The organism is Pseudomonas sp. 32A, assembly GCF_052682255.1.
This window is the reverse complement of sequence record NZ_JBQYLY010000001.1, coordinates 1,600,518-1,613,807: the sequence shown is the minus strand read 5'-3', so window position 1 is coordinate 1,613,807 and position 13,290 is coordinate 1,600,518. Positions and strand designations below refer to the sequence as shown.

The 13,290-nt window shown below is 60.3% G+C and carries 15 protein-coding genes; 14 read left to right on the top strand and 1 reads right to left on the bottom strand.

The window, feature by feature from the left end; all coding sequences use genetic code 11:
* Nucleotides 1-76 precede the first annotated feature (76 nt).
* Both ACUN0G_RS07380 and ACUN0G_RS07375 read left to right on the top strand, forming a co-directional pair.
* A complete protein-coding gene (locus tag ACUN0G_RS07380; RefSeq protein WP_258344388.1) occupies nucleotides 77-868 on the top strand; it encodes a CPBP family intramembrane glutamic endopeptidase in 792 nt (263 codons plus the stop codon).
* Nucleotides 869-952: 84 nt separating this feature from the next.
* The gene (locus ACUN0G_RS07375; RefSeq protein ID WP_258344386.1) at nucleotides 953-2,518 is read left to right on the top strand and encodes a methyl-accepting chemotaxis protein; all 1,566 of its coding nucleotides are present in this window, start codon (nucleotides 953-955) and stop codon (nucleotides 2,516-2,518) included.
* A gap of 81 nt (nucleotides 2,519-2,599) precedes the next feature.
* Here the strand turns inward: ACUN0G_RS07375 and ACUN0G_RS07370 are convergent, their stop codons facing one another.
* Complete coding sequence (locus tag ACUN0G_RS07370; protein WP_445573012.1) at nucleotides 2,600-3,289, bottom strand: alpha/beta family hydrolase; 690 nt, start codon at nucleotides 3,287-3,289, stop codon at nucleotides 2,600-2,602.
* Between the two features lie 79 nt (nucleotides 3,290-3,368).
* Between ACUN0G_RS07370 and ccoN (ACUN0G_RS07365) the strand changes: the two genes are divergently transcribed.
* From ccoN (ACUN0G_RS07365) to ACUN0G_RS07310, 12 genes are all read left to right on the top strand, one after another.
* A complete protein-coding gene (ccoN, locus tag ACUN0G_RS07365; RefSeq protein ID WP_258344382.1) occupies nucleotides 3,369-4,793 on the top strand; it encodes a cytochrome-c oxidase, cbb3-type subunit I in 1,425 nt (474 codons plus the stop codon).
* Between the two features lie 10 nt (nucleotides 4,794-4,803).
* Nucleotides 4,804-5,412: a cytochrome-c oxidase, cbb3-type subunit II gene (gene ccoO / locus ACUN0G_RS07360; RefSeq protein ID WP_076017220.1), complete on the top strand. Its 609-nt coding sequence runs from the start codon at nucleotides 4,804-4,806 to the stop codon at nucleotides 5,410-5,412.
* A 3-nt stretch (nucleotides 5,413-5,415) separates the two neighbouring features.
* Nucleotides 5,416-5,622, top strand: a complete 207-nt coding sequence (locus ACUN0G_RS07355; RefSeq protein ID WP_445573011.1) for a cbb3-type cytochrome oxidase subunit 3 — start codon at nucleotides 5,416-5,418, stop codon at nucleotides 5,620-5,622.
* A complete protein-coding gene (ccoP, locus tag ACUN0G_RS07350; protein ID WP_258344379.1) occupies nucleotides 5,619-6,566 on the top strand; it encodes a cytochrome-c oxidase, cbb3-type subunit III in 948 nt (315 codons plus the stop codon). The genes ACUN0G_RS07355 and ccoP (ACUN0G_RS07350) overlap by 4 nt, the downstream gene beginning before the upstream one ends.
* A gap of 472 nt (nucleotides 6,567-7,038) precedes the next feature.
* Nucleotides 7,039-8,481, top strand: coding sequence for a cytochrome-c oxidase, cbb3-type subunit I (gene ccoN / locus ACUN0G_RS07345; RefSeq protein ID WP_177026881.1), 1,443 nt, complete (start codon nucleotides 7,039-7,041; stop codon nucleotides 8,479-8,481).
* Nucleotides 8,481-9,089 (top strand): cytochrome-c oxidase, cbb3-type subunit II, encoded by a 609-nt coding sequence (gene ccoO / locus ACUN0G_RS07340; protein WP_003193167.1) that lies wholly within the window; start codon nucleotides 8,481-8,483, stop codon nucleotides 9,087-9,089. The genes ccoN (ACUN0G_RS07345) and ccoO (ACUN0G_RS07340) overlap by 1 nt, the downstream gene beginning before the upstream one ends.
* Nucleotides 9,090-9,094: 5 nt before the next feature.
* Nucleotides 9,095-9,280: a CcoQ/FixQ family Cbb3-type cytochrome c oxidase assembly chaperone gene (locus ACUN0G_RS07335; protein WP_008437575.1), complete on the top strand. Its 186-nt coding sequence runs from the start codon at nucleotides 9,095-9,097 to the stop codon at nucleotides 9,278-9,280.
* Entirely contained in the window at nucleotides 9,277-10,254 is a 978-nt protein-coding gene (gene ccoP, locus ACUN0G_RS07330) for a cytochrome-c oxidase, cbb3-type subunit III (RefSeq protein WP_076017217.1), read from the top strand. The genes ACUN0G_RS07335 and ccoP (ACUN0G_RS07330) overlap by 4 nt, the downstream gene beginning before the upstream one ends.
* Nucleotides 10,255-10,424: 170 nt before the next feature.
* On the top strand, nucleotides 10,425-10,679 hold the full coding sequence (locus ACUN0G_RS07325) for a type II toxin-antitoxin system Phd/YefM family antitoxin (RefSeq protein WP_010176379.1): 255 nt from the start codon (nucleotides 10,425-10,427) through the stop codon (nucleotides 10,677-10,679).
* Nucleotides 10,679-11,089: a type II toxin-antitoxin system VapC family toxin gene (locus ACUN0G_RS07320; protein ID WP_421523851.1), complete on the top strand. Its 411-nt coding sequence runs from the start codon at nucleotides 10,679-10,681 to the stop codon at nucleotides 11,087-11,089. Before ACUN0G_RS07325 ends, ACUN0G_RS07320 begins: the two co-directional genes overlap by 1 nt.
* Before the next feature lie 207 nt (nucleotides 11,090-11,296).
* Nucleotides 11,297-12,712, top strand: a complete 1,416-nt coding sequence (ccoG, locus tag ACUN0G_RS07315; RefSeq protein ID WP_445573010.1) for a cytochrome c oxidase accessory protein CcoG — start codon at nucleotides 11,297-11,299, stop codon at nucleotides 12,710-12,712.
* Nucleotides 12,713-12,728: 16 nt separating this feature from the next.
* Nucleotides 12,729-13,268 (top strand): FixH family protein, encoded by a 540-nt coding sequence (locus ACUN0G_RS07310; RefSeq protein WP_010176382.1) that lies wholly within the window; start codon nucleotides 12,729-12,731, stop codon nucleotides 13,266-13,268.
* The last annotated feature ends 22 nt before the right edge of the window (nucleotides 13,269-13,290 follow it).

The following is a 13,290-nucleotide window of genomic DNA, read 5'->3' as shown; positions in this document are numbered from 1 at the left end:
CGGTGTTTTCATTTTTACCGTCGGTGACGCTCGTTATACTGCCGCCCTCAGATTTCGATAGTCACAAGGATTCCCCATGCTTGCTCTGCCATGGCTGTACCTGGCGCTTCTTTCCATCGGCTATGTACTCGCCTTGAGCTACGGGCAATTGGGCTTGATGGCGGCGTTGTCCGTCGCCATGTTGCTGTTGGCCGGGTTTGCCGTGCGCCAGCAGCGAAATCCTTGGGTGCGCTATCTCGGCCACGGCCTGTTTATCGTGCTGGCGCTGGGGCTGGCGATGCATTGGCTGCCGGGCTTCTACAACGGTCGCGGGATCGCCCCACAGCGCTTTACCGCCGACGCCGTGCCGTTTTCGATGTACCTGAACCAGGACAAACCACTGATCGGCTTCTGGCTACTGCTCGCCTGCCCGTGGATTGTGGCGCGCCGGTCATTGCGCTTGTCGATCTATGCCACGGCGCTGGCATTGACCCTGACGGCGATTGCCGCACTGGGCGGTGCTGCGTTGCTGGGCGTCATCAGTTGGGCGCCGAAGTGGCCGGAACAGGCGTGGCTGTGGGTGTTGAACAACCTGCTGCTGGTAACCCTGGTGGAGGAAGCGCTGTTTCGCGGTTACATCCAGGGCGGCCTGAGCCGGCGCTTCAAGCAGTTGCCCTATGGTGAAAACCTCGCGCTGTTGCTGGCCGCGCTGTTGTTCGGCCTGGTCCACCTGGGCGCAGGCTGGCAGTGGACCCTGCTGGCGACCATCGCCGGCCTGGGCTACGGCCTGGCGTATCGCTTTGGTGGGCTGGGCGCGGCGATCGTCACGCACTTCGGCTTGAACCTGCTGCATTTCGGGTTGTTTACCTATCCGATGCTGGCGGGCTGAGGCTGAGCCGATTGTTGCAAAAATAAGTTAAATAAAACCCCGTAGCGGCCGACAACCCATCAAAGCCTTGCGGATTGAACAATCATGCGTAATAACCAACCCGTTACCCAGCGCGAACGTACCTTCCCCGCTCAGCAACGGTTGATCTCCACCACGGATGCCAAAGGCGTGATCACCTACTGCAACGACGCCTTTGTCGAGATCAGTGGGTTTTCCCATGACGAACTGTTGCGTGCCCCGCACAATCTGGTTCGTCATCCGGATGTGCCGGCGGCAGTGTTCGCACATATGTGGTCGACGCTCAAACAAGGCTTGCCATGGATGGGCATCGTCAAGAACCGCTGCAAGAGCGGTGATCACTATTGGGTCAACGCCTATGTGACACCGGTCTTCGATGGCAACCAGGTGATCGGCTACGAGTCGGTGCGGGTCAAGCCCACCGCCGAGCAGATCCGCCGTGCCGAGGCGCTTTACCAGCGTATCAACCAGGGCAAGCCGGCCATCCCGCGCCGCGACAAGTGGCTGCCGGTGTTGCAGGACTGGCTGCCGTTTATCCTGGTCAGCCAACTGAGCTTCCTGATCGGTGTGTGGCTCGACTCCCATTGGGGCTTTGCCCTGGCCGCCGCACTGTCAGTGCCGCTGGGCCTGTTGGGCCTGAGCTGGCAACAGCGCGGGCTCAAGCGTTTGCTGCGCCTGGCCGAGCAGACCACGTCCGACCCGCTGATTGCACAGATGTACACCGACAGCCGCGGCGCCCAGGCGCGTCTGGAGATGTCGATTCTCAGCCAGGAGGCGCGCCTGAAGACGTGTCTTACCCGTTTGCAGGACACGGCTGAACACCTCAACGCCCAGGCGGCGCAGTCCAATACCCTGGCGCATAACAGCTCCAGCGGTCTTGAACGCCAACGCGTGGAAACCGAACAGGTGGCCACCGCGGTCAACCAGATGGCCGCGACGACTCAGGAAGTCGCCAGCCATGTGCAACGCACCGCCGATGCCACCCAGGAAGCCAATCGCCTGACCGGGCGCGGCCGTGATATCGCCGGCGAAACCCGCGAGGCGATTCAGCGCCTGTCGGTGGCGGTCGGGGAAACCGGTGTGACCGTGACCCAACTGGCCAAGGACAGCGATGAGATCGGCGGCGTGGTGGATGTGATCAAAGGCATCGCCGACCAGACCAACCTGCTGGCGCTGAACGCGGCCATCGAAGCGGCCCGTGCCGGCGAGATGGGCCGGGGCTTTGCGGTGGTGGCGGATGAAGTGCGGCAATTGGCCCAGCGTACCAGCGAGTCCACCGGGCAGATTCACGCGCTGATCGCCAAGCTGCAACAGACCGCCAATGCCGCTGTACAGACCATGGACGCCGGGCATCGCCAGGCGGAGGAAGGTGTGGCGCGGGTGATGGAGGCGGACCAGGCGCTGATCGGGATCAGTGAAGCGGTAGCGCATATCACCGACATGACGGCGCAGATTGCGGCGGCGACCGAGGAGCAGAGCTCGGTGGCGGAAGAGATCAGCCGTAATATCAGCACCATTGCACTGTTGGCGGATCAGACGTCGGAACAAGCGTTGAACTCGGCGCAGTTGAGTGAAGAGCTGACGCATACCGCCAATACTCAGTATTCGCTGGTAGAACGCTTTAACCGGTAAACCGCTTTCGCGAGCAAGCCCGCTCCCACATTTGGAATGCATTTCAAATGTGGGAGCGGGCTTGCTCGCGAAAGGGCCCTATCAGGCGCCGAGAAACCCGGCCACCTTCACCGCCGCAGCCTCCAGATGCTGCTCATGACTAAACCCCGAAGCCTTCAACGGCTTCAAATCATGATCCCCCGCCACCAGCCACATCACCTCGATACTCGGCGACAACACATACCCTTCCACCGCCGCCCGGTTGCCCAGCGCATCCCGCTCGCCCTGCACAATCAACGTCGGCGTCTTCAGCCCGGCCAGATGCTCGGTCCGGGGTTTCTCCGGCTTGCCCACCGCATAAAACGGATAACCCAGGCACACCAGCGCATCCGCGCCCAATTCATCCGCCAGTAAACTGGCCATCCGCCCGCCCATGGACTTGCCGCCCACCGCCAGTTTCCCAGCGACATGACGTCGCACCTCGGCATACACCTCACGCCAGCACTCCAGCAGTTTCGGGGCTGGATTGGGTGGGCGTTTGCCCCCGTCCACACGGCGCTGGGCCATGTAGGGAAACTCGAAGCGCAACACGTTCACGCCATGCCCGGCAAGGCGTGCAGCCATGTCGTTCATGAAGCCCGAGTCCATCGGCGCACCCGCGCCGTGGGCCAGGATCAACGTCGCGGGCGTACCCGCGATAGACCCTGTGGCGACATCCCACAACCAGCCGCGTTCCCGCACACACTGCGCCCATTGATCCCCGTCAATACTGGCCTTGTGCTCTTTGCCCATGCTTGCCTCGCTTTTTAGTCTGCCTATAACTCCAGCCCAAGTGCCGCATTTGCTTGGGTTGAACCGTGGATGGGGAACCATGAACACTACTTTAAGTACCGCCTATAACTACAAGGTGGTCCGCCAATTCGCCATTATGACGGTGGTGTGGGGCATCGTCGGCATGGGGCTCGGGGTTTTTCTCGCTGCCCAGTTGGTATGGCCCGAACTCAACTTCAATTTGCCCTGGACCAGTTTCGGCCGTTTGCGCCCGCTGCACACCAACGCGGTGATCTTTGCCTTCGGCGGTTGCGCGCTGTTTGCCAGCTCTTTCTACTCAGTGCAACGCACCTGCCAGACCCAGCTGTTCGCCCCCAGGATCGCGCAGTTCTGCTTCTGGGGCTGGCAGCTGGTCATCGTGCTGGCCGCAATCACCTTGCCGCTGGGCTACACCAGCTCCAAGGAATACGCCGAGCTGGAATGGCCGATCGACATCCTGATCACCATCGTCTGGGTGGCCTACGCCGTTGTGTTCTTTGGCACGGTGATGAAGCGCAACACCAAGCACATCTACGTCGGTAACTGGTTCTTCGGTGCGTTCATCATCACCGTGGCCATTCTGCACATCGTCAACAACCTGGAAATCCCGGTCAGCCTGACCAAGTCCTACTCGCTGTACGGCGGTGCGACGGATGCCATGGTGCAGTGGTGGTATGGGCATAACGCGGTAGGCTTTTTCCTCACCGCCGGCTTCCTGGGGATGATGTACTACTTCGTGCCGAAACAGGCCGAACGCCCGGTGTATTCCTATCGCTTGTCCATCGTGCACTTCTGGGCACTGATCACCCTGTACATCTGGGCCGGCCCGCACCACTTGCACTACACCGCGCTGCCGGACTGGGCACAGTCCCTGGGCATGGTGATGTCGCTGGTGCTGCTGGCGCCAAGCTGGGGCGGGATGATCAACGGCATGATGACCTTGTCGGGCGCCTGGCATAAGTTGCGCAGCGACCCGATCCTGCGCTTCCTTGTCGTGTCTCTCGCGTTCTACGGCATGTCGACCTTCGAAGGGCCGATGATGGCCATCAAGACGGTCAACGCCCTCTCCCACTACACCGACTGGACCATCGGCCACGTTCATGCCGGCGCCCTCGGTTGGGTAGCGATGATCTCCATTGGCGCGCTGTACCACATGATCCCGAAAATCTTCGGTCGCGAGCAGATGTACAGCCTCGGCCTGATCAACGCGCACTTCTGGCTGGCCACCATCGGCACCGTGCTCTACATCGCTTCGATGTGGGTCAACGGCATTGCCCAGGGCCTGATGTGGCGTGCGGTCAACGAAGACGGCACCTTGACCTACTCCTTCGTCGAAACCCTGGTGGCCAGCCACCCAGGCTTCATCGTGCGGCTGGTGGGCGGGGCGATCTTCCTCAGCGGCATGTTCCTGATGGCTTACAACACTTGGCGCACCGTGCGTTCGGCACAACCCGCCGAAGTCGCCGCTGCGGCGCAGATGGCCTGAGGAGTCGATGATGAAACACGAAACCATTGAAAAGAACGTCGGCCTGTTGATGCTGCTGATGGTGCTCGCCGTGAGCATCGGCGGCCTGACCCAGATCGTGCCGTTGTTCTTCCAGGACGTGACCAACAAGCCGGTGGAAGGCATGAAGCCCTACACCGCGCTGCAACTGGAAGGCCGCGACATCTACATCCGCGAAGGTTGCGTTCAGTGCCACTCGCAGATGATCCGCCCGTTCCGCGCCGAAACCGAGCGTTACGGCCACTACTCGGTGGCCGGTGAAAGTGTGTGGGATCACCCGTTCCTGTGGGGCTCCAAGCGTACCGGGCCGGACCTGGCCCGCGTCGGCGCGCGTTACTCGGACGACTGGCACCGCGCGCACTTGTACAACCCGCGCAACGTGGTGCCGGAATCGAAGATGCCAGCATACCCATGGCTGGTCACCGCTGCGGTGGACAGCAGCCACACCGAGACCAAGCTCAAAGTGATGCGCACCCTCGGCGTGCCGTACACCGACGATGACATCGCCGGCGCCGTGGCCTCCCTCAAGGGCAAGACCGAGATGGACGCGCTGGTTTCGTACCTGCAAGTGCTCGGCACTGCCATCAAGAGCAAGAGGTGAGCCATGGGATTTGATTTCGATGCTGGAACCATCCGCGGGCTTGGCACGCTGGTCGTGGCCATCGCCTTCATCGGCTTGTCGCTGTGGGTGTTCAACTCCCGGCGCAATTCGGAGTTCGCCGAAGCCTGCCTGCTGCCGTTTGCCGATGAACCGATACCGCCAACCCCCGACGCTCAAGAAGAGCCTGCAACAAGGAGCAACCGGCCATGACTACCTTCTGGAGTACATGGATCTGTGTACTGACCCTCGGCAGCCTCATCGGGCTGACCTGGCTGTTGATCGGCACCCGCAAGGGCGAGACCAAGGGCAGCGTGGACCAGACCATGGGCCACGCCTTCGACGGGATCGAGGAGTACGACAACCCGCTGCCGCAATGGTGGTTCATGCTGTTCGCCGGCACCCTGGTGTTTGCCGTCGGCTACCTGATCCTCTACCCGGGCCTGGGCAACTGGAAGGGCGTGCTGCCGGGCTATGAAGACGGCTGGACCCAGACCAAGGAATGGGACAAGGAGATGGCCAAGGCCGACGCCAAGTTCGGGCCGATCTTCGCCAAATTCGCAGCCATGCCCGTGGAAGAAGTGGCCAAGGACCCGCAGGCGCTGAAAATGGGCGGTCGCCTGTTTGCCTCCAACTGCGCGGTGTGCCACGGCTCGGACGCCAAGGGCGCCTACGGTTTCCCGAACCTGGCGGACAACATCTGGCGCTGGGGCGGTTCAGCCGACGCAATCAAGATGACCATCATGAATGGCCGTCATGCAGCGATGCCGGCCTGGGGTGAAGTGCTGGGTGAAGACGGGGTGAAAAACGTCGCAGCCTACGTGCGCCATGAACTGGCGGGCCTGCCGTTGCCGGCGGACAGCACCGCTGATGTCGCTGCGGGCCAAGCGGCGTTCAGCACCACCTGTGTCGCCTGCCACGGTCCGCAAGGTCATGGTGTGGAAGCCATGGGTGCGCCGAACCTGACGCAACCCAGCGGCTTTATCTACGGCACCAGCCTGGCGCAGTTGCAGCAGACCATTCGCCACGGCCGCCAAGGCCAGATGCCGGCGCAGGAAGTGCTGCAAGGCAATGACAAGGTGCATTTGCTCGCGGCCTACGTCTATAGCCTGTCCCATAACGCCGATGGCGCAACGCCTGACAGCCAACCCGAGTAATCGCGCACTACCCAAAAGCCGCGCCTGATTCAGGCGCGGCTTTTTTGCGACCCATTGTCGCACCCTTCCGATCAGCGACTTTCCCCTCCTGCCATTCGGGTCTACGCTTGTTGCACAGTGGACTGGCATTGGCCGGTCGACGGCCGACTTGCACTCGATGGGTTGAAACATTTCTGCTCGATGACAGGCGCAAAGGCTGGTACTTACCGGCTGTCGTGCCACTGACCACTCGTCACCCGAGCTGCTTGTTTACACACACTCAGTTACAAGTACCTTCGACCCGTTTAAAATCCTGTCCAAGTCGTCAACTTTTAACCCTGAATTTTGTCCTTACGCCAAACATGGAAAGGGCGCAGAATCTGGTTTGGAACGCATTGACGCAGGTCACCTTGCGTTGCAATGGAATCTTGCTTTCTCCATACTTGCGACCGATTTTTATCCTATAAAAAAACCTAAACCGTGGAACCTTAGAATGAGCACAGCAATCAGTCCGACTGCTTATAACTATAAGGTAGTCCGCCAGTTCGCCATCATGACGGTGGTCTGGGGGATCCTTGGCATGGGGCTCGGTGTCTTCATCGCCTCGCAACTGGTTTGGCCAGAGTTGAATTTTGGCCTGCCATGGACGACGTTTGGACGCCTGCGCCCGCTGCACACCAACCTGGTGATTTTCGCCTTCGGTGGATGTGCACTGTTTGCCACTTCTTACTACGTCGTGCAGCGAACCTGCCAAACGCGACTGATTTCCGATGCATTGGCTGCCTTTACCTTCTGGGGCTGGCAAGCGGTCATCGTTGGCGCGATCATCACCCTGCCGCTGGGCTACACCACCACCAAGGAATACGCCGAGCTGGAATGGCCGATCGCCATTTTGCTGGCGATTGTCTGGGTGACCTACGCGGTGGTGTTCTTCGGCACCATCGTCAAGCGCAAGACCAAGCACATCTACGTCGGCAACTGGTTCTACGGGGCGTTTATCCTGGTGACGGCGATGCTGCACATCGTCAACCATGCTTCCTTGCCGGTGAGCTTCTTCAAGTCCTACTCGGCCTACGCCGGGGCGACGGACGCAATGATCCAGTGGTGGTACGGCCACAACGCCGTAGGCTTCTTCCTCACCACCGGCTTCCTGGGGATGATGTACTACTTCGTGCCGAAACAGGCCGAGCGTCCGATCTACTCCTATCGCCTGTCCATCGTGCATTTCTGGGCGCTGATCACCCTGTACATCTGGGCCGGTCCGCACCACCTGCACTACACCGCGTTGCCGGACTGGGCCCAGTCCCTGGGCATGGCGATGTCGATCATCCTGCTGGCCCCCAGCTGGGGCGGCATGATCAACGGCATGATGACCCTGTCGGGTGCCTGGCATAAATTGCGCACTGACCCGATCCTGCGGTTCCTCGTGGTCTCCCTGGCGTTCTACGGCATGTCGACCTTCGAAGGCCCGATGATGGCCATCAAGACCGTCAACTCGCTGTCCCACTACACCGACTGGACCATCGGCCACGTACACGCCGGCGCTCTCGGTTGGGTAGCGATGATTTCCATCGGTGCGCTGTACCACATGATCCCGAAACTGTTCGGCCGTGCGCAGATGCACAGCGTCAGCCTGATCAACACGCACTTCTGGCTGGCCACCATCGGTACCGTGCTCTACATCGCCTCGATGTGGGTCAACGGCATCACCCAGGGCCTGATGTGGCGTGCGATCAACGACGACGGCACCCTTACTTACTCCTTCGTCGAAGGGCTGCAAGCCAGCCATCCGGGTTACATCGTGCGCGCCCTCGGCGGTGCGATCTTTGCCAGCGGCATGTTCTTCATGGCCTACAACGTCTGGCGCACCGTGCGTGCCTCCGACCCTAAAGAAGCCGAAGCCGCCAGCCAGATCGCCGTTGTGGGAGCTCACTGATGAAGCATGAAGTAGTCGAGAAGAATATCGGCCTGCTGGCCTTCTTCATGGTCATCGCCGTGAGTATCGGCGGCCTGACCCAGATCGTTCCGCTGTTTTTCCAGGACGTGACCAACAAGCCGGTGGAAGGCATGAAGCCGCGCACCGCCCTTGAACTGGAAGGCCGCGACGTCTACATCGCCAACGGCTGTGTCGGCTGCCACTCGCAGATGATCCGTCCGTTCCGCGCCGAAACCGAACGCTACGGCCACTACTCGGTAGCCGGTGAAAGCGTGTGGGACCACCCGTTCCTGTGGGGTTCCAAGCGTACCGGCCCGGACCTGGCCCGGGTCGGCGGTCGTTACTCCGATGACTGGCAACGTGCGCACTTGTACAACCCGCGCAACGTCGTGCCCGAGTCGAAAATGCCGGCGTACCCGTTCCTGGTCGAAAACAAACTCGACGGCAAGGACACCGCCAAGAAGATGGAAGTCTTGCGCACCCTCGGCGTGCCCTACACCGACGAAGACATCGCCGGCGCGGCAGCTGCCGTGAAGGGCAAGACCGAAATGGACGCACTGGTGGCCTACTTGCAAGGCCTTGGCACCATCATCAAAAGCAAACGGTGATCGAGATGGATATCGGGATGATTCGAGGCCTGGGCACCGTTGTCGTGATGGTGGCCTTTATCGGCCTGGCCTTGTGGGTGTTCAGCCCCAAGCGCAAGTCGGAGTTTGAAGACGCGACGTTGCTGCCCTTCGCGGATGATCCCGAAGCCATCAAGCACGTCGTAGAAGCGTCTAGGAGTAACAAAGAATGACTACGTTCTGGAGTCTGTACGTCACAGTCCTCAGTCTGGGTACCATTTTCGCCCTGACCTGGCTGCTGCTGTCGACCCGCAAGGGCCAGCGCGCCGAGCAAACCGATGAAACCGTTGGCCACTCGTTCGACGGCATCGAGGAGTACGACAACCCGCTGCCGAAATGGTGGTTCATGCTGTTTGTCGGCACCATCATCTTCGCCCTCGGTTACCTGGCGCTGTACCCTGGCCTGGGCAACTGGAAAGGCCTGCTGCCGGGCTACAACTACCTCGACAACGACAAGCAAACCCCCTTCGCCAACGGCCAGACCGGCTGGACCGGCGTGCACGAATGGGAAAAGGAAATGGCCAAGTCGGACGCCCGGTTCGGGCCGATCTTCGCCAAGTTCGCTGCCATGCCGATTGAAGAAGTGGCCAAGGACCCGCAAGCCTTGAAGATGGGTGGCCGCCTGTTCGCCTCCAACTGCTCGGTGTGTCACGGTTCCGACGCCAAGGGCGCGTATGGCTTCCCCAACCTGACCGACGCCGACTGGCGCTGGGGCGGTGAGCCGGCCACCATCAAGGAAACCATCATGAAAGGCCGCCACGCGGTGATGCCGGCCTGGGCCGAAGTCATTGGCGAGCAAGGCGTGGCCGACGTGGCCGGCTTTGTGGTGACCAACCTCGATGGCCGCAAACTGCCGGAAGGCGCCAAGGCGGACGTGGCCAACGGCGAGAAACTCTTCGCCGCCAACTGCGTGGCGTGCCACGGTCCCGCCGGTAAAGGTACCCCCGCCATGGGCGCACCTGACCTGACCCACCCGGGCGCGTTCATCTACGGCTCGAGCTTCGCGCAACTGCAGCAGACCATCCGTTATGGCCGTCAGGGCCAGATGCCTGCGCAGGAGCAGTTGCAGGGGAACGACAAGGTGCATTTGCTGGCGGCGTATGTTTACAGCCTGTCCCATGGGGACAAGCCGGCGGACGCCGAGTAAGGCAAAACGGTTTAAAAAACGGCCCCGCCAGCGAAAGTTGGCGGGGCCGTTTTGATTTCAATGCAAAAAATCCGACGCCACCTAGCAACGTATCTACATTTTGAGATTGATCAAGCAAAACAGCAGTAGTAACGTATCTACATTCGCACCCCATGAGGAGGCTAGCCCCCATGACCATCACCACGATTTCCAGCCGTGAATTCAATCAAGACACAAGCGGTGCCAAAAAAGCTGCCCGCCAAGGCCCGGTTTTTATCACTGATCGGGGCAAGCCTGCCCATGTACTGCTAAGCATTGAGGACTACCAAAAACTGACAGGCCTCAATGCCGACATCGTTGACCTGTTGGTGATGCCAGAAGCGGCAGATATCGAGTTCGAAACCGAACGCGCCGTGATCATTCATCGACCCGTGGACTTCTCTTGATGTATCTACTCGACACCAATGTCATCTCAGAACTGCGCAAACCCCAGGCCGATGCCAACGTCATCGCCTGGGCCAAAAGTGTCATCGCACCACGGATGTATATTTCAGCCATTACCTTGAAGGAACTGGAAACAGGGGTCCTGCGAATGGAGCGGCGCGATCCCGCTCAGGGTAAGGTTTTGCGCACATGGCTCAAGCGTCATGTAATGCCGGCGTTTGATGCCAGAATCCTGCCGATTGATGCAGCCGTTGCCCTGCGCTGTGCCAGCTTGCATGTGCCAGACCAAGCAAACGAATGTGACTCGCTGATCGCGGCGACGGCGCTGGTCCATGGGCTGACAGTGGTCACCCGCAACATCAGTGACTTTCAATCCAGCGGCGTCGCGCTGATCAATCCATGGGACGAATGACCGGTAAGGCTGCAAAAACCGTCCATACTTCACAAGTCAATTGATCCAGATCACGTACACCATCAATTGATTTCCCCCAACGCGACCAAAGGTCGCACCCGTCAAAGGGTATCTGGGGCGTATCATTAGGCCACTGCAACACCCCTATTTTGACCCCGGTTGGCACGTACTGGCCGAGGCAAATCTCCACTGCCGTGGGATGCAATGATGAGCAACCAGATTCCGGTACATGACGTTACCCCGCCTGCCAAAAAATCAAGCAACACTGTCGATCTCTACGCATCACGGGAGAAAATCTACACCCGCGCCTTCACCGGTTTGTTCCGCAATTTGCGGATGCTCGGTGGCGCCGGTTTGTTCCTGCTCTACTTCGGCACCGTGTGGCTGAACTGGGGTGGCCACCAGGCCGTGTGGTGGAACCTGCCGGAGCGTAAGTTCTTCATTTTTGGCGCGACCTTCTGGCCCCAGGATTTCATCCTGCTGTCAGGCATCCTGATCGTCGCGGCGTTTGGCCTGTTCTTCATCACCGTGTATGCCGGCCGCGTCTGGTGCGGCTACACCTGCCCGCAAAGCGTGTGGACCTGGGTCTTCATGTGGTGCGAAAAAGTCACCGAAGGCGACCGCAACCAGCGCATCAAGCTGGACAAGGCGCCGATGAGCGCCAACAAGTTCTTGCGCAAATTCAGCAAGCACAGCCTGTGGCTGATCATCGGCTTCGTCACCGGCATGACCTTCGTCGGCTACTTTTCGCCGATCCGTGAACTGGTGTTCGACTTCTTCACCGGCCAGGCCGATGGCTGGTCGTATTTCTGGGTAGGTTTCTTCACCCTTGCCACCTACGGAAACGCCGGTTGGCTGCGCGAGCAAGTGTGCATCTACATGTGCCCATATGCGCGCTTCCAGAGTGTGATGTTCGACAAGGACACCCTGATTGTTTCCTACGACCCACGCCGTGGCGAAACCCGGGGCCCGCGCAAAAAAGGTATCGACTACAAGGCCGAGGGCCTGGGGGATTGCATCGATTGCACGATGTGCGTGCAGGTGTGCCCCACCGGCATCGACATCCGTGACGGCCTGCAGATCGAATGCATCGGCTGCGCGGCCTGTATCGACGCCTGCGACAACATCATGGACAAGATGGAATACCCCCGCGGCCTGATCAGCTACACCACCGAGCACAACCTGTCGGGACAGAAAACCCATAAGCTGCGCCCGCGCCTGATCGGTTATGCCCTGGTGCTGCTGGCGATGATGGGCCTGTTGGCGGGCGCATTCTTCATGCGTTCGCTGGTGGGTTTCGACGTCAGCAAGGACCGTGTGCTGTACCGCGAAAACGCCGAAGGCCGGATCGAAAACGTCTACAGCCTGAAGATCATGAACAAGGACCAGCGCGACCACACTTACGTGCTGGAAGCCGCAGGCCTGCCGGACCTGAAGCTGCAAGGCCGGCGCGAGATCAAGGTGGCTGCCGGGGAAATCTTCAGCATGCCGGTGGAGCTGTCGAGCGCGCCGGAACAACTGCCGTCGAGCACCAACGAGGTGAAATTCATCCTCAAGGATGCCGATGACGACAGCGTCCACATTGAAGCCAAGAGCCGATTCATCGGCCCACAAATTCGCTAAACAAGAGAGCCGAACAATGCCCGCAGCAACTGCCGCAAGCCCCTGGTACAAGCACCTCTGGCCCTGGATCATCATTGGGATCCTGGCCTGCTCGGTGACGCTGACCTTGTCCATGGTGACCATCGCGGTGAACAACCCCGACAACCTGGTCAACGACAACTACTACGAGGCCGGCAAAGGCATCAACCGCTCACTGGACCGCGAGTTACTGGCCCAGACCCTGCAACTGCGCGCCAAGGTGCACCTGGACGAGCTGACCGGCGAAGTCGAGTTGCACCTGACCGGTAACAGCGGGCCCGGCACTCTGGAACTGAACCTGATTTCGCCGACCCAGCCGGAGAAGGATCGCAAGATCATCCTGACCCGCAGCGACAGCGAGCCTGGCCGCTACATCGGCCAGGTGACCGACAAGGTCGAAGGCCGCCGCTTCGTCGAATTGCTGGGTGTGGAAGGCGACAGGACCTGGCGCATGTTTGAAGAAGAACAGGTCAGCCATGACAAGGACTTGCTGCTGGGTGACGAACCGCTGCAGGGTGCTGAAGACCTGAAAAAATAGAGCGGCACCTGTTTGATCGTTC

Bases quoted from the DNA above. Each gene is read 5' to 3' on its own strand.
- ACUN0G_RS07320 (WP_421523851.1), top strand. From the start codon at position 10,679: ATGTATCTACTCGACACCAATGTCATCTCAGAACTGCGCAAACCCCAG.
- ccoG (WP_445573010.1), top strand. From the start codon at position 11,297: ATGAGCAACCAGATTCCGGTACATGACGTTACCCCGCCTGCCAAAAAA.
- ccoO (WP_003193167.1), top strand. From the start codon at position 8,481: ATGAAGCATGAAGTAGTCGAGAAGAATATCGGCCTGCTGGCCTTCTTC.
- ACUN0G_RS07380 (WP_258344388.1), top strand. From the start codon at position 77: ATGCTTGCTCTGCCATGGCTGTACCTGGCGCTTCTTTCCATCGGCTAT.
- ccoP (WP_258344379.1), top strand. From the start codon at position 5,619: ATGACTACCTTCTGGAGTACATGGATCTGTGTACTGACCCTCGGCAGC.
- ACUN0G_RS07355 (WP_445573011.1), top strand. From the start codon at position 5,416: ATGGGATTTGATTTCGATGCTGGAACCATCCGCGGGCTTGGCACGCTG.
- ccoP (WP_076017217.1), top strand. From the start codon at position 9,277: ATGACTACGTTCTGGAGTCTGTACGTCACAGTCCTCAGTCTGGGTACC.
- ccoN (WP_258344382.1), top strand. From the start codon at position 3,369: ATGAACACTACTTTAAGTACCGCCTATAACTACAAGGTGGTCCGCCAA.
- ACUN0G_RS07370 (WP_445573012.1), bottom strand. From the start codon at position 3,289: ATGGGCAAAGAGCACAAGGCCAGTATTGACGGGGATCAATGGGCGCAG.
- ccoN (WP_177026881.1), top strand. From the start codon at position 7,039: ATGAGCACAGCAATCAGTCCGACTGCTTATAACTATAAGGTAGTCCGC.
- ACUN0G_RS07375 (WP_258344386.1), top strand. From the start codon at position 953: ATGCGTAATAACCAACCCGTTACCCAGCGCGAACGTACCTTCCCCGCT.
- ccoO (WP_076017220.1), top strand. From the start codon at position 4,804: ATGAAACACGAAACCATTGAAAAGAACGTCGGCCTGTTGATGCTGCTG.
- ACUN0G_RS07310 (WP_010176382.1), top strand. From the start codon at position 12,729: ATGCCCGCAGCAACTGCCGCAAGCCCCTGGTACAAGCACCTCTGGCCC.
- ACUN0G_RS07335 (WP_008437575.1), top strand. From the start codon at position 9,095: ATGGATATCGGGATGATTCGAGGCCTGGGCACCGTTGTCGTGATGGTG.
- ACUN0G_RS07325 (WP_010176379.1), top strand. From the start codon at position 10,425: ATGACCATCACCACGATTTCCAGCCGTGAATTCAATCAAGACACAAGC.